Source organism: Pseudomonas sp. PAMC 26793 (assembly GCF_000313235.1).
GTDB lineage: Bacteria > Pseudomonadota > Gammaproteobacteria > Pseudomonadales > Pseudomonadaceae > Aquipseudomonas > Aquipseudomonas yamanorum.
Window position 1 is genome coordinate 14,315 of sequence record NZ_AMXG01000027.1, and the last position, 18,833, is coordinate 33,147.

Consider the following 18,833-nt stretch of genomic DNA (forward strand, 5'->3'; position numbering starts at 1 on the left):
CTCAGCCGTAACTCAGAATCAAACCGTGCATCAGGCGCGACCAGCCGCTCAATGACACGAACAGGAAGATTTTCAGCGGGATCGAAATCAGGTTCGGTGAGACCATCGACATGCCCATCGCCATCAGCACGTTGGACACCAGCAAGTCCACCACCAGGAACGGGATGTACAGCAGGAACCCGATCTCGAAGGCCCGGGTCAGCTCCGAGCTGACGAACGCCGGGATCAGCACCACCAGGTCGTCATCCCGCAGATCGGCACGGGCTTCCGGCGACCAGATGGTCTCGGTGGCCTGCACGAAAAAGCCGCGCTCGGACTCATTGGCAAACCGCGCCAGGTGCGCCTGCAGCGGCGGGCGCAAGGCGTCGCCGAGGTCCTTGAGTTGCTCGACGTGCTCGATGTTCAGGTCGCGCCCTTCCACCTGGCGGTACATGTCGCCAATCAACGGCGTGGTGACGTACACCGAGAGAATCAGCGCGATGCCGTACAGCACCAGGTTCGGCGGCGTTTGCTGCACCCCCAGGGCGTTGCGGATCAGGAACAGCACCACCGAGATTTTCATGAAGCCGGTGAGGGTCACCACCGCCAGCGGGATCAACCCGATGGTGGCAACCACCAGGATGATCTCGATCAGGTTCGGCTGATAACCGGTCATGGGGTGGCGAAACTCAGCAGGCGCACGCCCAGGCCGTCACCGATTTTCACCAGTTGGCCCTGGCCGACGCGGCGGCCGTTGACCATCAGGTCCACGCCATCCACCGTCGGCGTATTCAGCTGCAGCAGGCTGCCCGCCCCCAGCTCCCGCAACTGCGCCAGGGTCAGTTCCAGGCTGCCGACCTGGCACACCAGCTTGAGGGGCAAATCGTCCAGGGCCGCAGCGGAATCGACATCAGTCATTGTGTTCTCCATGTCCAAAAGGGGCGTTTTCAAAGGTTCCAGTAGCTGCAGCGACGAGCCATCGCGCTGGCAGCGAGCTTGCAGGCGGCCCTCAAGGTCCAGCAGCAGGCCACTGCCCGGCTCGAGCATCAACACGTCGCCGGGCTGCAGGCTGCGCAACTCGCCGAGGCTCAGCCATTGCTGCCCGGTGAGCACCGAGAGTGTCTGGCGCAGCGCAGGCAATGGGTCGGCTTGGACCTGGCCGTGTTGCTCCAACAACTGCGCCACCAGGAACGCGGCGCTTTCGCTCAGGTCCAGTTGGGCGGCCATTGCCGGGGTATTGCCGAAGGTCAATGTCAGCGCCAGGTGAACGGGGTAAGACCGCGGCTCTTCACTGGCTTCGAGCAACTGCACGGGGTGGCCGAGCAACGGTTCAAGGCGCTCGATCAGGTCCAGCACGGCCAGCTCCAACAGCAGCGAACGCGGCAATGACGGCAGCACCTGCGCGTCGAACTGCAACGCCAGCGGCACCAGTACTTGTTCCAGGGCGGCAGCCGAAAGTCGCAGGCGCACCGGTGATTGCCCGAGCAACAGCTGCACATCCCGAGGCGATTTCAGCGGCTGGGGATCGGCGGCCCAGGCGACGCTCAAGTCCTGCCCGGCACAACGACCCTGCCACGCATGGCGCCGGCAGTGCAGTTGGTTATGCACCGTGAGCAGCGCCGGGTCGAAGTGTTCAAGCCAGGGCGCCAAGGGGACGGCAAGGGCCACGATCATGTGCCGAGTCCTTGTTCTTCAAGCAACTCACCGGCGACCCGCTCGCAGCTTTCGCGCCCGTCCAGCAGGCTTTGCCAGGCGTCGGACTGGCGCTGGCGGCTCAGGCGCTCCTGGCGAAACAGCTCACGTTCGCGCTCCTGGGTTTGCAGGGTGCTGGAAACGTGGCTGACGTCGCCTTCAAGCAAGCGCTCATCATCGGACAAGCCCCGCAGGCGATCCTGGGCGGCCTGCCAACTGGCCACCGACAAGCCCTCTGTGAGTGAGGCGTAAATCTCGCCGGCCTCACGGGCAACGGCTTCACGGTGCAGACGCAACTGCTCCTTGGCATCAGTCAGGGCGCCGTGGGTTTGCGCGCAACGTTGCTGTTGCGCCGCCAACTGGCTTGCCGCCCGCTGTTCCCGCAGCACCCGCAGGGTTTGCAGGGTGCGCAGTTGTTCAGTCTTCATCGGTTCTTTTCTCCATCGTCATACCAACAGCGCACTCACTGAGTGCATGAAGATCGAATGTGGGAGCTGTAGAGCCCCGGCAACACTGCGACATCGATGTCGTCTGTGCTGACGCCATCGCAGCCTCGCTAAAGCTCGACAGCTCCCACACTGGATCGCGCTGCTCCTTCGGACTCATGCCAACACCTGCCGCATGCGGTTCAAGGAGTGCATGAAGATCAAATGTAGGAGCTGTCGAGCCCCGGCGAGGCTGCGAAAGCGGTGGGTCAGGCAACATCGATGTTGGCTGTGCTGACGCCATCGCAGCCTCGCTGAAGCTCGACAGCTCCCACACTGGATCTTGCTGTGCTTTCAGGCTCATGCGAGCTCCTGGCGCATGCGGGTCAAGGTGTGCATGCAGATCAAATATGGGAGCTGTCGAGCCCCGGCGAGGCTGCGAAAGCGGTGGGTCAGGCAACATTGATGTTGGCAGTGCTGACGCCATCGCAGCCTCGCTGAAGCTCGACAGCTCCCACACTGGATCTTGCTGCGCTTTCGGGCTCATGCCAGCACCTGGCGCATGCGGATCAAGGTGTGTTCGGGGCTGCTGGGTTCGTCGGCGTTCTGGCGCAGGAAGGCTTCGATCGCGCCATGGCGGGTGATTGCTTCGTCGGCCAGCGGGTCGCTGCCGGCGGAGTACTCGCCGACGCGGATCAGCATTTCGATTTCGCCGTAACGCGCCATCAATTCACGGATTCGCATTGCCAGGCGCTTGTGTTCGTCACCCGCCACCTGCTCCATCAACCGGCTGCGACTGCGCAGCACGTCCACCGCCGGGAAATAGTTGCGTTGGGCCAGTTCGGCACTCAGGGCGATGTGCCCGTCGAGGATCGACCGCGCTTCCTCGGCCACCGGATCGCTGGCGGCGTCGCCTTCGGTAAGCACGGTGTACAGCGCGGTGATACTGCCGGTGGGCCCCGGGCCGGCGCGTTCCAGCAACTTGGGCAAGGTGGCGAAAAACGACGGTGGATAGCCGCGACGTGTCGGTGGCTCACCCACGGCCAAGCCGATCTCACGCTGGGCCCGGGCGAATCGTGTGAGGCTGTCCATCAACAGCAATACATTGCGGCCCTGGTCGCGGTGGTACTCAGCCAGGGTGGTGGCGACAAACGCCGCACGCACCCGCTCGGCCGCCGGGCGATCGGAGGTGGCGACGACAGCAACGGTGCGTGCGCGGGCCGTCGCGTCCAGTTGCACGTCCAACAGTTCGCGCACTTCCCTGCCCCGCTCGCCGATCAAACCGATGACAATCACATCGGCCTCGCTGTTGCGGATGATGCTCGCCAACAACGAAGATTTGCCCACACCGGGCTCGCCAAAGATGCCCATGCGCTGACCTTGTGCAAGGGTCAGCAAGCCATCGATGGAGCGAATGCCCAACGCCACGGAGCGCGCGATCAGTTGCCGCGAGAACGGTGCTGGCGGCTCGGCGTGCAAGGGGTAGGTCTGCAAGTTCAGGGTTGGCGGTACACCGTCACCGTCGAGAAACTCGCCCATGGGGCTGATCACCCGCCCCAGTTGCGCATCGCCTACCGCCACACCGAGGCTTTCGCCGGTGGCGATGATTTGCGTGCGGGTCGACAGGCCTTCCATGGAGCCGATGGGCGACAGGATCGCTTCGTCGCCATCAAACCCAATCACCTCGGCGCTGAGGCTGCGGCCACTGACCGGGTCGCGCAGATGGCACAGCTCGCCGATACTCGCCCCCGCCACGCTGGCCCGCAGCAACACCCCGCGAATACTCAGCACCGTGCCTTGCATCGGACGCAAGCGGGCCTGGGACAACCGCTCGGTCAGGCGCGGCAGCAGTTGATTGAGATTCATGCCACGCCCTCTTCGGCAAAGGGCAACAGGCTGCGGCGCAGGCTTTGCAGTTGCGCCTCCAGCCCCAGCTCAACCGAACCCGCCGGGCTGCTCAACCGGGCCTGGCCTGCGCCCAGTTGCGTATCGGCCTCCACGGCGATGCCGTCCTTGAGCAACTGTTGACGTAGCACGTTCACTTCAGCCGGTGGCACCCACAAGGTCAGCGCCTGGCCCTGGCGAAACGCGCTCAGGGCCTGGCGTGTGCAACGCACCACGCGGTCGGTGTCATCCAGTTCGCCGAGTACTTCACGCACGATGCCCAGGGCCAAATCCGCCAGCGATGCCTCAAGCCCGGCCAGGTAATGCTGGACCTTGGCCTGGGTCTCCAGCAGCAACTGCGCGACCTGTTCGGCGCCTTCCCGACGGGCGCTCTCAAAGCCTTCGGCACGGGCGGTGTACAGCCACTGGTCGCTGTCGGCCTTGATCTGCTCGGCGTGTTCCTTGGCGGCTTGCACAAAGGCAAAACCATCGGTCCACAACGCCGCTTCATCGGCGCGCAAAATCCGCGCGGCAGGACGGCTGGGTAATTCACTCATGGGCAAGCTCCTCGGCAAGCAACCGGGCAGCGACGGTCTGGACAATTTCCAGGTCGCGGGGCAGGCGCCCGCTATAGCCCTTGGGTGCGACAAAACGCAGGGGCAGCCAGCCTTCCAACTCGGCGGGCTGGGCCTGCAGCCAGGCGGCGACACAGGTGAGGCCATCGCGGTCGATGGCGTCGATCAACTCGGCGGGCTCACGCAGCAGGTCGGCCGCGCCGCCCAACTGCCGGTTTGCCAGGGCCAGGGCAAAGGCTTCCTGACCGAGGCCTTCGCGCAGTTCATTGACCACTTCGCGGCGGATCTCCCGGCTCAGGGTCGAGGCATGCCAGATCGCGCCACACAGCCTGGGCAATCGCTCAAATTGCGCCGGGCTCAGCAGCAACACCGGCAAATCGGCGGCGGGTGGCGTGACCAGATGCGCCAGCGGCGCCAACTGATAATGGCTGGCCAGCAACTGCTCCAGGCGCGACCGAAAACGCGGCTGCCCGTGCAAGGCTTGCAGCACCTCGGCCGGCAGGCCTTCGCCGAAGCACTCGCCGAGGCTTTGCTCGCGCACAAACAGCAACGGCTGGGCGATCAGGCCCTGCCAACGCTCAACCAGGCTCATTCACCCTCCTTGAGCACATACAACGCCTGGGACTGGCGCCGCGCCCAGTGCTGACGGGCCAACACACCGCACGCGCCGAGGGCGAGCAGCAGCAAACCGCCGAACAGCAACCGCGCCTGGTTCAGGTTGTCTTCCAACAGCCACAGGCCCATGAAGCGCGCCAATCGCGGTTGCGCCGGGTTCTGGCTGATGGACACGGCGGCCTTGATCGCCGTCACCGAAACGCCGTCGTAGCTCAAGCCGGAAATACCGTTGGCCACCAGGGTCTTGATCTGCGGGATCAACGTATTGATATCGGTGCCCGGGTCGTAGCGCACCAGCACCGAGGCTGACGACGGCGAAATCACCCGCTTGAGCAGGTCATTGTCCGGCAACACCACGTGTACCCGCGCCGAGACGATGCCGTCGATCTGCGACACCGAGTGGGACAGTTCTTCGCTCAAGGCGTAAATCATCTGCGCCCGCTCCTGCACCGGCGACGACACCAGGCCGTTGCCCTTGAACACCTCGCCCATGTTGGAAAAGCTCTGCTGCGGCAGGCCGGCGTTGTCCAGCAGGGTCATGGCTTCGGCGAAGCGCTGTTCGTCGACCACCACTTTCAACTGGCCGTTGTCCTGCACCTTGCGCGTCGCCGGGATGCCGTCGCGCAGCAGCACCGCGACCATGGCGTTGGCGTCGCGCTCGCTGAGGTTGGTGTAGAGGTCCATGTCGCAGGCCTGCAAGAGGCTGGCGAGCATGCCGATCAGCAGCAGACGCAGGGCACGATTCGGGCTTGGCATGGCGTTATTGACCCTTGAGCAGCGTGTTGGCGGAACCGGAAATCTGCGTCGCACCGCGCACCACCATCTGGGTTTCGATGGAGTAGTCGAACATCTTGCCCAGTGAATGGACGATCTGGTCGACCTGCTGCTCGGCGACTTTCTTGCCCGGTTCTGCAGTGGGCGAGGCACCCGAGGTGCGGATATCCGCAGCGGCCACTTGGGGCGGCGCCGACGGGTTATTGGTAAGCAAATCGGCGCGCTCGGAAAAGGTCCGGGAGCGGTCGATAAAACTGTTCAAGCGCTCCATCAGACCCGAGCCGATCTGATGGGGGCTGGCGCCCTCGGGCATACCCTTGGCCGTATTGGCCATGTGCTCGAACAGATTCTGCGAGGCCCCGGCGGGCCCCGCGCCGGCGGACGGCGGCAAGGCCGTGGCGCTGGCAGCGAGACTGATGGTCATGGGTTCGCCCTACTCTTCGTCGTCATCGGACATGGCGTCATTCAGCATTTCCTGCGCCTTGGGCATGATGATGAATTGACCGCCGATGGTGACCGCCTGGGTGATCAGGGCATCGGTGAATTCGGCGTCGGTCATCTCCGGTTTGTCGGCGCTCTTGGCGTTATCCACCGCGGCGTTGAACTTGGCTTCAGGGCTGGCGCCACCGGGGGCGAGGTTGCTGTCTACGGCGGTTACGGACATGGTCATGCTCCTTTACTGGGGTTGGGGTGAATCAAGGGGTTTCGGTGCTCACCTGGGCGCCGCGAAATACCCGCACGCCGTGCTCGCGCGCCACGACAGGCGGGCTGGCCTTGGGTTGCAGGTGATCCACATGCTGCTGGACCAGCGCCAGGTACGGCGGCGGTCCGGACACGAATACCTCATCGCCCTCGGGGCCGTTGCGCATCGACAACTGCTGGCCGAACACATCGAGGTTATTCAGATAGGCCTGCAACTGGTCCAGGTTCAGGGCACTGGCCTTGAACAGCCTGGTGGTGATTTCGTCGCTGGCATTGAGGTACAGCAGGTTGCCGTCGAAGTACCAGGTCAGGCCGTTGGTGCTGCACAACGTCTGCAGGAACTCCCCGGCGGTGGCGGCGCGCACGGTGCTGCGGGCCTTGCCACGCACCTTGTCCGAGAGCACCAGCGGGATGTCGAGGTTGTGGCCGAACTCTTCGAGGGCGGCGCGTACGTCCTGGTCCACCAGCACGTAGGCGTAGGGTTTGGCAAACCATTCGGGCTCTTCGTCGGCGTGGGCGATCGAGGCGCCAAACAGCACCGACAGACATAGGAGCGCCATGGAAAATATGCTTACATGACGTCCGCCTTCGCCCAACGAGTTGTGACGATGACCAAACACTTTTTGCTTGCCGGCAGCCTGTTGCTGGCCGCCTGTTCCAGTACTGCGCCGAGCGATTCCGACCGCTCGGTAAAGCTGGCCAACGACCTGAACAAACGCGGCGACTACGCCAGCGCGGCGGCGCTGTACGAACGTGCGGCCCAGCAACCGGGCGCCGGCATCGATCTGTGGCTCAAACTCGGCCAGGCGCGGCTCGACGGCAACGATGCGGTCGGCGCCGAGCGTGCCTTCCAACAAGCCCTCGGCCTCCAGGCGCACAACGCCGACGCCTTGCTGGGCCTGGGCACCGCGCAACTGCGCCTGGGCAAAACCCAGCGCGCCGTGACGGCCCTGGGCCAAGCCGCAGAGGCCAGCCAATCGCCGGTCGCCTACACCCGACTGGGCATCGCCCAGGTGCTGAACGGCCAGGCGATGACGGCACAAACCGCCTTCGCCAAAAGCCTGAGCCTGCAACCCGACGACCTCGACAGCCGCTGCAACCTGGCCCTGGCCTACGCCCTTGGCGGCCAGTCGCAACAGGCGTTGGACACCATCGCCCCCGTCACCCAATCGCCCCGCGCGTTGCCACGGCATCAGCGTAATGAACTGCTGGTGCTGGTATTGGCGGGATACGAACAACGAGTGGCCAGCTTGCCGCTGGACGATATTCCGGCCGCTGAGCGCGCACGCCTGATCACCGAAGCCAACCGCATCAAAGCCATCAGCGATCCGGTTGCGCAAGCGCGGGAATTGGGACTGGTGGACACGCACTGACTGATCGTTCCCACGCTCTGCGTGGGAATGCATCCTGTGACGCTCCGCGTCACCTTGCATCCACCGCGGGACGCGGAGCGTCCGGGGCGGCATTCCCACGCAGAGCGTGGGAACGATCAGCGTGGCCTTCATTGCTGTGCTCCCGGAGCGCCCGCCTTGGCCTCTTGCTGAGTCTGACGCCGCTGCAACTGCTCCCGATCAAACCCCTCGATATACACCTGCGCCGCCCGCCCAACCGGCGCCGCCATCGCCGGGCCGGTGGCCCGCCCCTGATTCAAATCCTGCCGCTGCTCCACCATCTGCATCAAATTCAAATTGTTGGCACACCCCAATGGCAAGGTCGCCTTGAAATCCTCATCCAGCCCGATCTCATCCTTGGCCGGCGGCTGCTGGCATTGGCTCGGCAAGCCATCCGCCTGATACTGCGGCGAGTAATACACCGGCGCCAAATGCGTCTTGCAGCCCACCACCAACAGGGGCAAACACATCAACAAACGCGAAACTTTCATGCCATGCCCCCTCATCAATTCATGTAGAAACCAAACGCCCCACCACTGCGCGGTCCCGCCGCTGCGGCGGTGGCAGGCTGCGCATCCAGCGGCGTGGCCAGGGTGCGACTGCGCACCGGTTCCACCAGGTACGGCGTAATCAAAATCACCAGCTCGGTTTCATTGCGCTGGAAACGCTTGGAGCGAAACAGGTTGCCCAGGATCGGCAAGTCCCCCAGCAACGGCAGCTTCTCGATGTCCTGGCTGCTCTCACGCTGGAACAGCCCGGCAATCGCAAACGTCTGCCCGCTGCCCACTTCCACCCGTGTATCCGCGCGGCGCACGCTGAACGACGGCACATGGAAATTACCGAAATCCACCGTTCCGCCACTCACCACGCTGCTGACTTCTGGACGCACTTGCAGGGCGATCCGGCCGTTGGGCAGCAGGGTCGGGTTGAACAACAGCGACACACCGAAGGACTTGTATTCAATCCCCACCAGGTCCCGATTCACCGGCACCGGAATCGCCACTTCGCCGCCCGCCAGGAAGCTCGCGGTCTGCCCGGTCATGGCGGTGATATTCGGCTCGGCCAGAATTTGCAGAATCCCGTTGGCCTGCAACGCGTCGAGCATGCCGTCGATATTGGTGTTGCCCGAACCGCTGCCCGCCGCTGCCAGTCCACCCGCAGTCGCCGCTGCCAGCGGCCCTCCGGTGATCAGGCCGAAGGAAAACGTGCCGTTGCTGAACATGGCGTTCCAGTTCACGCCGTAGTGCAACAGTTCCGAGCGGGACACTTCAGCGAACCGCACCCGCAAATTGACCTGGGCCGCACCGGCGTATTCAGTGGTGTTGACCGCGCTCTGAAAACCCTGGCCCTGTGGGTTGAGCAAGGCATTCAAATCCGTCGCCTCGCCTACGCTGCGCACCGTGCCCTTGGCGATCAAGCGGTTGCCGGCGCCGCTGATCTGCGCGCCATTGCCGGGATGCAATTCCTGCATCGGTGCGGTCACCGCCTCGGTGGCGCTGCTGACGGCCAGGGACAGGCTGGCGAGCTGTTTGCCGTCGCTGCCGAGGGCAATCAAGCTGGTATTGCCCGGCGCCTTGCCGAAGATGTAGATCACACCGGGCGACACCACTTGCAGGTCGGCAATCCCCGGTTCGGCCACCAGCACCGATTCCACCGGCGCGACGAAGTGCAGGATCCGGCCTTCTCCGGAGGCGAGGCTGATGGAGCCCTGCGCACCGTTGGCAATGTCCTGGGCGCTGCAAAAAAACGAGGTCAACGTCAGCAATAACAAACAAAAACGAATCATGAGGCAGACGCCAGGGAAGTGACGGAAGCCGCAGCAGGTGCACGGCGGTTGGAGATATCGGTGAGGCTGATGGTCACCAGCGCTTGCAGGTTGTATTCGGTGGCCAGTTCGCGAAACGACAGCACCGCCAGTTCCAGCTCGCCGCGCAGCACCAAACGGCGCAGGCTGCGGCGCAATTCCGGATGCACCAGCAACACCGCGCTGTTGGCCTCGACGGTTTTGTCGCAGGCCTGGCGCAGTTGGGCGAGCAAGGCGCGGTTGATCTCTTCGGGGATCACATCGCGGCTGGGCTCCTGGCGACGCAGGGACGCGCGCAACTGGTCTTCCAAACCCGGCGCCAATACCAGGGCGCCAATCACCCGATTGCGGTCGGCATATTGATGGCTGATCTGCCGCGCCAACGCAGCGCGCAGGTGTTCGGCGAGGCGACCGGCGTCGGTTTCCCGGGCGCCCCACTCCACCATGGCTTCAAGCAAGGCCCGTTGATTGCGGATCGACACGCCCTCGCCCACCAGCAGGCGCAGGGTCTCGGCTACCCGCTGCAACGGCACCAGGCGCAAGGCTTCCTTGACCAGTTCGCCGTAGGTGGCTTCGGTGCGTTCGAGCAGTAGGCGAGTTTCCTGGATCCCGAGGAAGTCCGCGGCATAGCGGCGCAGGCTGCGCTCCAGCACGCCGCGCAGCACCTCATCCGGTAGCAGGAAACCGATGCCAGCGGTGCGCAACGCGTCTTCGTGCTGGCGCTCGATCCAGTGTGCGGCGCGGCCATTGAGGGGCGAATCGGCTTGCAGGGTAGCAATGTCCAGCAGTTGCACGTGCACCGGATCGTCCTGCAACAACAGGCAGTTGATCGGCATCTCGCCTTCGCTGACCGGCACGCCTTCCAGGGACACCCGGAAGCTGCCCGGCGTGGCCTTAGCGTCCATGTGAATGCCCGGCACCGGCATGTCGACGCCGAGGTCGCTGCGGATGTCGTGACACAGCGCTTCAATGCGCTGGCTCAACAGCTGGCGCGGTGCGCTGAGGGCCAGGGCGCTGCCGAGGGTCAGCAGCACCCGGGTGTCGGGCGCCACGCCGTAGTCCTGCTCGGCTTGCACTTCGACCACCGGCTCCAGTGTTTCGACCAGGGCTTCAGGCTCTACCTGATGTTCACGGGTATGCCGGCGGTACATCACGAACGCCGCGCCGCCGAACACCAGCGCCAACCCGAGGAACACCCAGGTCGGAAAACCCGGGATCACGCTGACGCCCACCATGATCAATGCGGTCAACCCGAGCGCCCGGTAGCTGGCACCCAACTGCTTGAGAATTTCGCTGCCGAGGTCACCCGCTTCGCCGTCGCTGTTGACCCGCGTCACCACGGTGCCCGCCGCTACCGAGATCAGCAGCGCCGGGATCTGTGCGATCAAGCCGTCGCCCACGGTCAGCAGCGAATAGGTGTGCACCGCCGCGCCGAAGGCCATGTCGCGCTCGATCATGCCGATCAGCATGCCGCCCAGCAGGTTGACCGCGAGGATCACCAACCCGGCAATTGCATCGCCTTTGACGAACTTCATCGCCCCGTCCATCGCGCCGAACATCTGGCTCTCGCGCTCCAGGCGGGAGCGCCGGCGCCGGGCTTCGGCCTGGTCGATATCTCCGTTGCGCAGGTCGTTGTCGATGCTCATCTGTTTGCCGGGCATCGCGTCCAGGGTGAAGCGCGCCGCCACTTCCGCGACCCGCTCGGCGCCCTTGGTGATCACCACGAACTGCGCCACGGTGATGATCAGGAACACCACCATGCCCACCACCACCTGGCCGGCAATCACGAAGTCGCCGAAGGCCTTGACGATGTGGCCCGCGTCACCGTGCAGCAGAATCAAGCGGGTGGTGGTGATGGACAGCGACAGGCGAAACAGGGTGCTGAGCAGAATCAGCGGTGGCAGCGCGGAGAATTCCACCGAGTGGCCGATGTAGAAGGCGACGATCAGGATCAGGATGCTCAGAGCGATGTTCAGGCCGATCAGCATGTCCACCAGGTAGGTGGGCAGCGGGATGATCATCATCACAATCGCCATCAGCATGAACGCGACGATGATCACGTCGGTACGCTGGGCGGCCATGCGTGCGATGCCGTTCAGGCGGTTGAGCAGGTTCATGGCGCCACTCTCCGTGCAGCCAGGTAACGTTTGAAGCACTGGCGCGCTTCGTCCTTGCGTTCCCCATACCACAGCGCCCGGGCGCGCAGCAGCAACAGGCTGGCGGACTCGCCTTCCAGCGCCACCAGGCGGTCCAGGGCCGCGAGTGCGCGGGTGAAGTCGCCGCTGTCGGTGAACGCCAGCACCAGCGAGCGCAGCAGCAGGCCGTCGTCGGGTGCCACGCTCACGGCAATCAGCAGCATCACCAGCGCACGCTGGGACTGGCCGTTGCGCCGGTACAGCTCGCCAATGCCCTTGAGCAATTGCACCGCGTCGTCGTTATTCCGGGACATCAGGCCTGGACCTCCGAGCGTTGTTGTTCGAGGGTGCGGCGCATCTCGATTTCCTCGCTGATCAGGTCATGGGCCAGCGCCTTGATCTGCGGCTCGGCGTCGAGGTTCGGCAACAGGTGCTGCATCACGTGATCCAGCAACTCCAGGGACCGTGCGCTGCCAAACAGCAGCGAGTCGACGCCGGCGGCGCTGGTGAGTTCTTCCAGGTCACTGCGCAGGGAGCGGCGGGACTGGACCTTGCGGGTTTTCAGCACCGCCTCGAAGGCGGTGGCCTGGCGCGAATTGACCGGGCGGATCGCCTCCACCGGCGCGCTGCGCACATCACTGGGAATCAACGGACGGGGTTCGACTTTCATCCCGGGGCCTTAGCTGAAAAAAGCAGCGTCATAGGGTGAAGGTGAAGCGTTCTTCGCCACGGGCGAGGATCACCTGGTTGTTCTCGATGCGTTCCAGTACCCAGTTGTCGGCCAGGGCCGCGCCGGGGTACAGGCGCTTGCCGCTGTCGTTGATCACATAGGGATAGGTGCCGAACCACACCGCCTGGAAGCGCACCCGTGGCCGGGCTGCATCCGCACGCACCGCAACCCGCGGGTTAAGCACGATCTGCTGGCCATAGCGCTGGTCGAAAGCTTGTTGCAGGGCGACCCACTGAGGCTTTTGCGCCCGCTCGAAGGAGCCGACGGCGTTGAGTTGGCCATCGACGTCGTTGACCGTCACGGCTTCCAGGTGGGCGGCCTGCAATTGCCCTTCGAACCAGGCCTTGGCTTCGGCGCGGGAAGGCTTGGCCACGGCTTTTTCGGCGACCGGCAGTACGGCCTGTGCTTGCGGTGGATCGTTGCGAAAGGCCAAGGCACCTGCGCACACGAACAGCAAGGCCGTGGCGATGATCCACGGGGTGAAGGTGCGTGTGGCTACCGGCGTTTTTTCAGGGCTGCCCGGCAGCACCAAGCTCACACCTGCCGTGCCGATGCGCAGTTGCAGCGGCAGCCGCGCGCGATGGCCGCTGCCTTGGGGAATACGGATATCGCCGGCGGTGCCGGTGATCAATACATCGCCGCCGAGGGCCTCGACGGCCACCTGGGCCCCTTCAAAACGCAGGCGCAGGTGCAGTTCGGCGATTCCGGGATCGCTGAGCTGAAGGTCGGCAGCCAGGGCGGCGCCAAGGGTGTAGACCGGCTGGTCGAGCGTCAGGGAACTGCCCTGGTGCAAACCGTGGGTCACGAGCAGGGTCGGCGCGCCATTCGTGGCGGGCAGGCCCAGGGAAATCAAGGCTGTCATGGTTGGGTTTGCCCCCTTGAGAATCACAGGCAGCAACCACACCTGTGCCGATCAACAACGGTGCAACGGGGTAACGCAGGTATACGGGCAGCGCCGGCGCTGCCCGTATGGCGAATCAGTTCTGCGGACGCTGTTTGGTGGCGTCGAGCTCTGCTTTTTTCGCGGTGCTGATCTCGGTGATCTTGGCCGACTTCTCGATGGCCATGTTGAAAGTTGCTTCCATCTTCGCGATAGCGTCGTCGGCGCCGCCTGCACTTACGGGTGGAGTAGTAGCCATGTTCAATCTCCTTGCATCGATAGGGAAGTTAAGCCGCATGCAAACCGAACCGAACTCCCCGCGTCAGACAGTGAGTTGGCAATACAGCCGTCGGTTTGCATGGGATCCATACTACTCACGAATAAAACGCCTGCGCTGTGAAAGCTTGTGAAACGTTCAGGGTGGGGGCTGTGAAAAACCTGGCTCAACCTGCCGTTGAGAAAATCTCATCCCCAAGCGGGAGTGGAACTTTTGGCAAAAAGCCAATACATGAAGAAACCCAATGATTACGGGGCCTTTCGCTTGAACATGAACGGTTTTGAACAATGTAGAGGCCAATAACGCCTGGGCAAAAACCTTGACTACCCAACAATTTTTGAAAATAAAGCTGACAACTTCACACTTTTAACTAATAGCCAATTGCCCAACTTTTTAGGCACTGCCATTTGTAACAAAAGCGACTTGATCATCGCGTTTGATAGCTCGGCGCGGGCTTGCTCAATAACACTTCGCAACTTTCGCCCGCCCCAGTTAGTGCACTTGCACTAAATACCGATTGATATAAGACAACTTCCAGGTGATCTATGACTGCGATCCCGAATGGCCTTGACCCTGCCGATAACAAGGGCCCGGATGGCGCCCGGAGCACATTTGAAAAAGCCCTGTTCACGGCGGTCGACCGGCCGGTATTCGACCCCTCGAAAATCCGCGGCCCGTCCATCCCGCTGCCGTACCAGAACGTACAGGCACCGGTGAACAACAGCATCACCTACACCCCGCTGGGCAGCGACAAACCGGTGACCCTCAAGCAGATCGACAACCCCAGGCTGTTTGAGCAATTGGTCAACCAGTACAACGCGCAGCAAAGCGACGCGACCCTTGAGAAGAATCTGGCTGACAGTAAAAGCGCCGGCTACAAGGAGGCCGACGCCAGCACCGTGGCGCCCGGCTTGGGCAACTACAAGGCGATCGGCAGCACCACCGAATTGGGCCCGGGGCTGATCCGCTACGAGACCAGTGCCGGCGACAAAATCGTGGTCAGCCAGAAGGAAACACCCGCGCTGTTCGCCCAGGTCAGCGGCGATTCGGCCAAGCTGTTCGCGATCAACGCCGGCCAGGCCGACGGCTATCGCCTGGCCGGCCCCACCGAAACCATGGACCCGGCCGCGAATATCGGCCCACCCGAAGAAGTCGGCCCGGGGTTGATTCGCTATACCACGGCTTCGGGCGACAAGGTGATCGTGTCCCAGGACATCACCCCCGCGCTGTACGACCAGGTGGCCAAACTGTATGCCGGCAGCACCGGCGCCGCGGGTGCCTCGGACACGTCCTGGATCGACACCTCATCGTTCGGCGTATCCGGCGCCAAGGACTGGGACACCATCACCGACAACACCAGCGGCACACCGACCAAGGAAGAACTGGACCTGAACCGGCCGAAGGCGGCCGCGCAATTGCTCTCACAAAACTGGGACGCCTGGGGCCTGCACGGCGCACCCATCGACTTCGCCAACCCGCCCACGACCCTGCCGCCCGAGGCCCAGGCCGTGCTCAAGTACGTCGCCAGCAGCCCGAGCCTGATGGCCGCGCTGGACACCGGCGGGCGGGGCAAGGCCGACAACGTGATCACCCATTCGGACGTCGACCACTTCATCGATAACGCCGGCAAGGACCTCGGCGCCGCGTCGAAATCCTATGGCAGCTTCCTCGGCAGCAATCCGGGAGACCTGGCCAAGGCCAACGCCAAGTCGGCGGCGATCCTGATGGCCAACGAAAGCCTGGCCGCGGGCGCCGGTTCGGCGATGCGCCCCGGTGACGCCAACCAGCGCAGCAACGACGGCATGCTGCGCATCGACAACCTGCAAGCCTTGGGCAGCGATTCGGCGCTGAGTACCGAGCTGACCGGCGCGGCGGCCATGTGGTCCAGACCCGGGATGTTCCATGCCCTGGAAACCGGTGGCGACAACCCGGCCACCGGCAAGTCGGACGGCATCGGCACCCGCGACAACATCGGCGACTGGCTGGAAAAACAGGCGCCGAAAACCGACAGCGACACCCTGACCTTCCTCGACGGCGCCGCCACCCGTGATGCCGTCGCCGGCGTCGACACCTCGGGCCTGACCGCCGACATCCTGGCCAACCCGCAGAACTACAGCGGCGAGCAAAAAGCCGCAGTGCTGGTGCAACTCACCGACGCGCAAACCCGCCTGCTGGTGAGCGACTACGTGCCCCACGCCGGGCTGATGGACAAGTACACCTCGCCCCACTACGGCCTCAACCCCAACGAAGACAAGATCAAGGCGCAGCTGCAAAGCGGCATCGAAACCCTCTCGGCCGATCCGGACGTACAAGCGTTCCTGCAAAACAACCGCGGCCCGGCACTGGCCGACATCGTCGACAGCAACCCGACCCTGAAAGTCGCGATGCAGAACTACTACACCAGCGACATCGAGACCGGCAAAAACCTCAACGACAACCTCAACGCCAAGGACCAGAACGGCAAGCAGATCGACATGGGCATGGGCCTGCAAAACGCGGCCAACGACACCACCATCGCCAACCTTGCGCTGGGGGGCAACGGCCATGTGGACCTGACCGGCATCGCCGACAAGGCCGGGCAAAGCGACAACATCCAGCAGTACTACAAAACCGAACTGGTGACCGGCAAGGCCTTTACCGACGCGGTGGCCGGCGGCATGGACCCCACCGTGGCCGCCAGCAGCTTCGCCGCCAGCACCGCCTCGGCCCAGGCCTTCCTCGGCGACAAAGCCTCGGCGGATGACGCCGCCACCTTGCAGGTGAATTTCAACGAAGCCCTGGGCGACGCCCTGCTCGGCGGCGCCACCACCGACACCCTGAACATCACCCTGGGGGACGGCAAGGGCAACTTCGACGAAGCCAAGGTGACTGCGGCGATCAACGACGCCCATCAGAAAGACCCCGAGATGTTCGTCACCTCCGACGGCGGCAAGATCGACCCGGCGCAGGTGGTGTCGATGCTGCGCTCGGTGTGGGACATCGGGCGCCAGGGCGACAAGATTGCCGACGCGCTACCCAAGGCCATCGAAGGCATGAAGTTCGGCGACGTCAGCCCGGCGTTCAAGCAAGGCCTGTTGCACATCGGCAGTGCGGTGCTGATGAGCGGCGTGCTGATGGCCCGTTCGGCCAGCGGCAGGAACACGCCGGTGGCGGACGCAAACCGGGTATCCGCCGGGCTGCAGTTTGCCGGGTTGTTGATGGAGGGTGGTACCAAATACGCCAAGGAAGCGGGTTACGGCATCACCTGGGTCAACCGGCCGGATGGCGGCACCATCGGTGATTTCCCCGGCAAGGTGCCGGTGGGCAAGGGCCCGCTGAGTCCGCAGCAAATCGCCAACCTCGGTGCGGCCGGCAAGATTATCGGCTCGGCGGGCGGGATTATCGGCGGCGTGATCGGGGTGATTGGCGGTGTCGACTCGTTGAAAAAAGGTGATTACCTGAGCGGCAGTTTCTCGGTGGCCACCGGTGTGCTGGGCACGGGTGCGGCGGTGGCTGGATTGGTGGAAGCCGGAGCCGGGTTGTACGGCGCGACGGAAATCGGCGCGGTGGCCGGGACCATCAGCGGCATCCTTGGCGGGGCTACGGCGATTCTTGGCGGGATCGGCAGCGCCTTTCTGCCCTTCGCCCTGGCCGATGCTCATGGCAAGGCGCAGGACGCGTTCTACGGCGAGCTTGTGCCGGTGCTCAAGCAATACGGTTTGACTGGCGGGCCTACGGAGCCGGGTGATTATCCTGAAGACCCGATCCCGGCGATCAACACCTGACCGTCCCTTGCAGCCTTGCGCGAAGGGAGCCGCGCGGGGTTGTGTTTTTGAACATGCACAAAGGTTAATCACATGACGTATTCACAACGCAGCCCTCTTGAAGACAGCGCTTTTGAAATTCACTTTGGGCCTTATCGACTGTTGCCCAGGCGTCATCTGCTGCTGAAAAACGGTGAGCCGGTGAGCCTGGGGAGTCGGGCCCTGACGTTGCTGATTGCTCTCGCCTCCCGGCCTGGTGAGCTGTTGGAGAAGACCCAATTGCTGGACATTGCCTGGCCACGGTTGGTGGTGGAAGAGTGCAACCTGCGGGCGCAGATCAAGGCGATCCGCCGGGCGTTGGGGGATGATGATTCGGTCTATATCGCGACGGCGATGGGCCAGGGGTATCGGTTTGTTGCGCCGACCTGGGTTGAGCGTGGGGCGCGGGAAAAGCCGGTGGTGTTGGGGGTTTATAGTTGTCGGCGTTGTTTGGGGGGGGAGTTGGATCGGGGGCAAATCCATTATTTGGGTAACGGCTGATATTGGTTCCGCTCTTACAGCGGGTCACTTTTGAAAGGAGCCCAAAAGTAACCAAAAGGCTCTTGCCCCACCACTCGGCTCCTCGCCTAGGCTCGGAGTGCCCTCACTCCGGCTTTGGACCGTGGGCCGCCGCGATGGGACATCCTTGGCCCAGCGCGGCTAACCCGGCGTCCTGCCGGGTTACCCACGCTCCAAAGCCTGCGTTCGGCCAGCGTGGTTTAACGGGGCGCCTAAGATCAAGATCAAAAGCAGATCAAGAGCACAGCGGCCTCCCGGCCGGCTTGAGTGTTGAAGAGCCAAATCAAAAGCTAAAGCGGGCACGGTCAAATGTGGGAGCTGGCTTGCCTGCGATAGCATCAACTCGGTGTACCTGATGCACCGAGGTGTCTGCATCGCAGGCAAGCCAGCTCCCACAGAAAAGCAGAGCTGCATCCGCTTCAGATTTGGCTTTCGCTCTGGGTCTTGCCTTTGCTTTTAACACTCAAGCCGGCCTGTAGGCCGCTGTGCTCTTGCTTTTGATTTTGATCTGCGGGCCCCGTCAACCACGATGGCCGCAAGTAGGCACGGTGGAGCGGGTAAATCGGCAAGGATGCCGATTTAGCCGCGCCGGGCCAAGGATGGCCCGTCGCGGCGGCCCGCGGAACCGGGCCGGAGTGCGGCATGCCGAGCCTAAGCGAGGCACCGAGT

The 18,833-nt window shown here is 63.7% G+C and carries 21 protein-coding genes; 3 read left to right on the forward strand and 18 right to left on the reverse strand.

Translation table 11 applies throughout. The features are described from left to right. Position 1: 1 nt before the first annotated feature. The 11 genes from sctR to D109_RS0111605 all read right to left on the reverse strand — a co-directional run bounded on the left by sctR (position 2) and on the right by D109_RS0111605 (position 7,206). Positions 2 to 655, reverse strand: coding sequence for a type III secretion system export apparatus subunit SctR (sctR, locus tag D109_RS0111560; RefSeq protein ID WP_003208316.1), 654 nt, complete (start codon positions 653 to 655; stop codon positions 2 to 4). Then, entirely contained in the window at positions 652 to 1,653 is a 1,002-nt protein-coding gene (sctQ, locus tag D109_RS0111565) for a type III secretion system cytoplasmic ring protein SctQ (protein ID WP_017477026.1), read from the reverse strand. Before sctQ ends, sctR begins: the two co-directional genes overlap by 4 nt. Further along, entirely contained in the window at positions 1,650 to 2,099 is a 450-nt protein-coding gene (locus tag D109_RS0111570) for a hypothetical protein (RefSeq protein WP_017477027.1), read from the reverse strand. Before D109_RS0111570 ends, sctQ begins: the two co-directional genes overlap by 4 nt. Continuing rightward, positions 2,089 to 2,460 (reverse strand): hypothetical protein, encoded by a 372-nt coding sequence (locus tag D109_RS1000000134010; RefSeq protein ID WP_152416353.1) that lies wholly within the window; start codon positions 2,458 to 2,460, stop codon positions 2,089 to 2,091. The genes D109_RS0111570 and D109_RS1000000134010 overlap by 11 nt, the downstream gene beginning before the upstream one ends. 179 nt (positions 2,461 to 2,639) lie before the next feature. Beyond that, a complete protein-coding gene (locus tag D109_RS0111575) occupies positions 2,640 to 3,962 on the reverse strand; it encodes a FliI/YscN family ATPase (protein WP_017477028.1) in 1,323 nt (440 codons plus the stop codon). Beyond that, complete coding sequence (locus D109_RS0111580) at positions 3,959 to 4,537, reverse strand: FliH/SctL family protein (protein WP_017477029.1); 579 nt, start codon at positions 4,535 to 4,537, stop codon at positions 3,959 to 3,961. The genes D109_RS0111575 and D109_RS0111580 overlap by 4 nt, the downstream gene beginning before the upstream one ends. Continuing rightward, complete coding sequence (locus D109_RS0111585) at positions 4,530 to 5,147, reverse strand: hypothetical protein (RefSeq protein ID WP_017477030.1); 618 nt, start codon at positions 5,145 to 5,147, stop codon at positions 4,530 to 4,532. Before D109_RS0111585 ends, D109_RS0111580 begins: the two co-directional genes overlap by 8 nt. After that, positions 5,144 to 5,926, reverse strand: coding sequence for a type III secretion system inner membrane ring lipoprotein SctJ (sctJ, locus tag D109_RS0111590; protein ID WP_017477031.1), 783 nt, complete (start codon positions 5,924 to 5,926; stop codon positions 5,144 to 5,146). Before sctJ ends, D109_RS0111585 begins: the two co-directional genes overlap by 4 nt. A 4-nt stretch (positions 5,927 to 5,930) precedes the next feature. After that, positions 5,931 to 6,368, reverse strand: coding sequence for a hypothetical protein (locus D109_RS0111595; protein WP_003208328.1), 438 nt, complete (start codon positions 6,366 to 6,368; stop codon positions 5,931 to 5,933). Between the two features lie 9 nt (positions 6,369 to 6,377). Next, positions 6,378 to 6,608, reverse strand: a complete 231-nt coding sequence (locus D109_RS0111600) for a hypothetical protein (RefSeq protein ID WP_003208330.1) — start codon at positions 6,606 to 6,608, stop codon at positions 6,378 to 6,380. A 31-nt stretch (positions 6,609 to 6,639) separates the two neighbouring features. After that, positions 6,640 to 7,206, reverse strand: a complete 567-nt coding sequence (locus D109_RS0111605) for a hypothetical protein (RefSeq protein ID WP_017477032.1) — start codon at positions 7,204 to 7,206, stop codon at positions 6,640 to 6,642. Between the two features lie 48 nt (positions 7,207 to 7,254). Between D109_RS0111605 and D109_RS0111610 the strand changes: the two genes are divergently transcribed. Next, positions 7,255 to 8,019, forward strand: a complete 765-nt coding sequence (locus tag D109_RS0111610) for a tetratricopeptide repeat protein (RefSeq protein ID WP_017477033.1) — start codon at positions 7,255 to 7,257, stop codon at positions 8,017 to 8,019. Positions 8,020 to 8,147: 128 nt separating this feature from the next. Here the strand turns inward: D109_RS0111610 and D109_RS0111615 are convergent, their stop codons facing one another. From D109_RS0111615 to D109_RS1000000134570, 7 genes are all read right to left on the reverse strand, one after another. Next, positions 8,148 to 8,528, reverse strand: coding sequence for a hypothetical protein (locus D109_RS0111615; RefSeq protein ID WP_017477034.1), 381 nt, complete (start codon positions 8,526 to 8,528; stop codon positions 8,148 to 8,150). 14 nt (positions 8,529 to 8,542) lie between these two features. Further along, positions 8,543 to 9,823, reverse strand: a complete 1,281-nt coding sequence (locus D109_RS0111620; protein ID WP_017477035.1) for a type II and III secretion system protein family protein — start codon at positions 9,821 to 9,823, stop codon at positions 8,543 to 8,545. Further along, on the reverse strand, positions 9,820 to 11,958 hold the full coding sequence (gene sctV, locus D109_RS0111625) for a type III secretion system export apparatus subunit SctV (protein WP_017477036.1): 2,139 nt from the start codon (positions 11,956 to 11,958) through the stop codon (positions 9,820 to 9,822). The genes D109_RS0111620 and sctV overlap by 4 nt, the downstream gene beginning before the upstream one ends. Continuing rightward, positions 11,955 to 12,290 (reverse strand): lipopolysaccharide assembly protein LapB, encoded by a 336-nt coding sequence (locus D109_RS0111630; RefSeq protein WP_017477037.1) that lies wholly within the window; start codon positions 12,288 to 12,290, stop codon positions 11,955 to 11,957. The genes sctV and D109_RS0111630 overlap by 4 nt, the downstream gene beginning before the upstream one ends. Beyond that, on the reverse strand, positions 12,290 to 12,646 hold the full coding sequence (locus D109_RS0111635; RefSeq protein WP_017477038.1) for a hypothetical protein: 357 nt from the start codon (positions 12,644 to 12,646) through the stop codon (positions 12,290 to 12,292). Before D109_RS0111635 ends, D109_RS0111630 begins: the two co-directional genes overlap by 1 nt. A 28-nt stretch (positions 12,647 to 12,674) precedes the next feature. Next, positions 12,675 to 13,568, reverse strand: a complete 894-nt coding sequence (locus D109_RS0111640; RefSeq protein ID WP_017477039.1) for an FHA domain-containing protein — start codon at positions 13,566 to 13,568, stop codon at positions 12,675 to 12,677. A 115-nt stretch (positions 13,569 to 13,683) separates the two neighbouring features. Then, positions 13,684 to 13,845 carry a hypothetical protein gene (locus D109_RS1000000134570; protein WP_003207273.1) on the reverse strand — a complete coding sequence of 54 codons (162 nt, stop codon included), beginning with the start codon at positions 13,843 to 13,845 and terminating at the stop codon, positions 13,684 to 13,686. 563 nt (positions 13,846 to 14,408) lie between these two features. Between D109_RS1000000134570 and D109_RS0111650 the strand changes: the two genes are divergently transcribed. Then, entirely contained in the window at positions 14,409 to 17,627 is a 3,219-nt protein-coding gene (locus D109_RS0111650; protein WP_017477040.1) for a type III effector HrpK domain-containing protein, read from the forward strand. Between the two features lie 72 nt (positions 17,628 to 17,699). After that, positions 17,700 to 18,146, forward strand: a complete 447-nt coding sequence (locus tag D109_RS0111655) for a winged helix-turn-helix domain-containing protein (protein ID WP_017477041.1) — start codon at positions 17,700 to 17,702, stop codon at positions 18,144 to 18,146. Positions 18,147 to 18,833 lie beyond the last annotated feature (687 nt).

Excerpts from the sequence above, each read along its gene's own strand:
- sctR (WP_003208316.1), bottom strand. The coding sequence starts at position 655 with ATGACCGGTTATCAGCCGAACCTGATCGAGATCATCCTGGTGGTTGCC.
- sctQ (WP_017477026.1), bottom strand. The coding sequence starts at position 1,653 with ATGATCGTGGCCCTTGCCGTCCCCTTGGCGCCCTGGCTTGAACACTTC.
- D109_RS0111570 (WP_017477027.1), bottom strand. The coding sequence starts at position 2,099 with ATGAAGACTGAACAACTGCGCACCCTGCAAACCCTGCGGGTGCTGCGG.
- D109_RS1000000134010 (WP_152416353.1), bottom strand. The coding sequence starts at position 2,460 with ATGAGCCTGAAAGCACAGCAAGATCCAGTGTGGGAGCTGTCGAGCTTC.
- D109_RS0111575 (WP_017477028.1), bottom strand. The coding sequence starts at position 3,962 with ATGAATCTCAATCAACTGCTGCCGCGCCTGACCGAGCGGTTGTCCCAG.
- D109_RS0111580 (WP_017477029.1), bottom strand. The coding sequence starts at position 4,537 with ATGAGTGAATTACCCAGCCGTCCTGCCGCGCGGATTTTGCGCGCCGAT.
- D109_RS0111585 (WP_017477030.1), bottom strand. The coding sequence starts at position 5,147 with ATGAGCCTGGTTGAGCGTTGGCAGGGCCTGATCGCCCAGCCGTTGCTG.
- sctJ (WP_017477031.1), bottom strand. The coding sequence starts at position 5,926 with ATGCCAAGCCCGAATCGTGCCCTGCGTCTGCTGCTGATCGGCATGCTC.
- D109_RS0111595 (WP_003208328.1), bottom strand. The coding sequence starts at position 6,368 with ATGACCATCAGTCTCGCTGCCAGCGCCACGGCCTTGCCGCCGTCCGCC.
- D109_RS0111600 (WP_003208330.1), bottom strand. The coding sequence starts at position 6,608 with ATGTCCGTAACCGCCGTAGACAGCAACCTCGCCCCCGGTGGCGCCAGC.
- D109_RS0111605 (WP_017477032.1), bottom strand. The coding sequence starts at position 7,206 with ATGGCGCTCCTATGTCTGTCGGTGCTGTTTGGCGCCTCGATCGCCCAC.
- D109_RS0111610 (WP_017477033.1), top strand. The coding sequence starts at position 7,255 with ATGACCAAACACTTTTTGCTTGCCGGCAGCCTGTTGCTGGCCGCCTGT.
- D109_RS0111615 (WP_017477034.1), bottom strand. The coding sequence starts at position 8,528 with ATGAAAGTTTCGCGTTTGTTGATGTGTTTGCCCCTGTTGGTGGTGGGC.
- D109_RS0111620 (WP_017477035.1), bottom strand. The coding sequence starts at position 9,823 with ATGATTCGTTTTTGTTTGTTATTGCTGACGTTGACCTCGTTTTTTTGC.
- sctV (WP_017477036.1), bottom strand. The coding sequence starts at position 11,958 with ATGAACCTGCTCAACCGCCTGAACGGCATCGCACGCATGGCCGCCCAG.
- D109_RS0111630 (WP_017477037.1), bottom strand. The coding sequence starts at position 12,290 with ATGTCCCGGAATAACGACGACGCGGTGCAATTGCTCAAGGGCATTGGC.
- D109_RS0111635 (WP_017477038.1), bottom strand. The coding sequence starts at position 12,646 with ATGAAAGTCGAACCCCGTCCGTTGATTCCCAGTGATGTGCGCAGCGCG.
- D109_RS0111640 (WP_017477039.1), bottom strand. The coding sequence starts at position 13,568 with ATGACAGCCTTGATTTCCCTGGGCCTGCCCGCCACGAATGGCGCGCCG.
- D109_RS1000000134570 (WP_003207273.1), bottom strand. The coding sequence starts at position 13,845 with ATGGCTACTACTCCACCCGTAAGTGCAGGCGGCGCCGACGACGCTATC.
- D109_RS0111650 (WP_017477040.1), top strand. The coding sequence starts at position 14,409 with ATGACTGCGATCCCGAATGGCCTTGACCCTGCCGATAACAAGGGCCCG.
- D109_RS0111655 (WP_017477041.1), top strand. The coding sequence starts at position 17,700 with ATGACGTATTCACAACGCAGCCCTCTTGAAGACAGCGCTTTTGAAATT.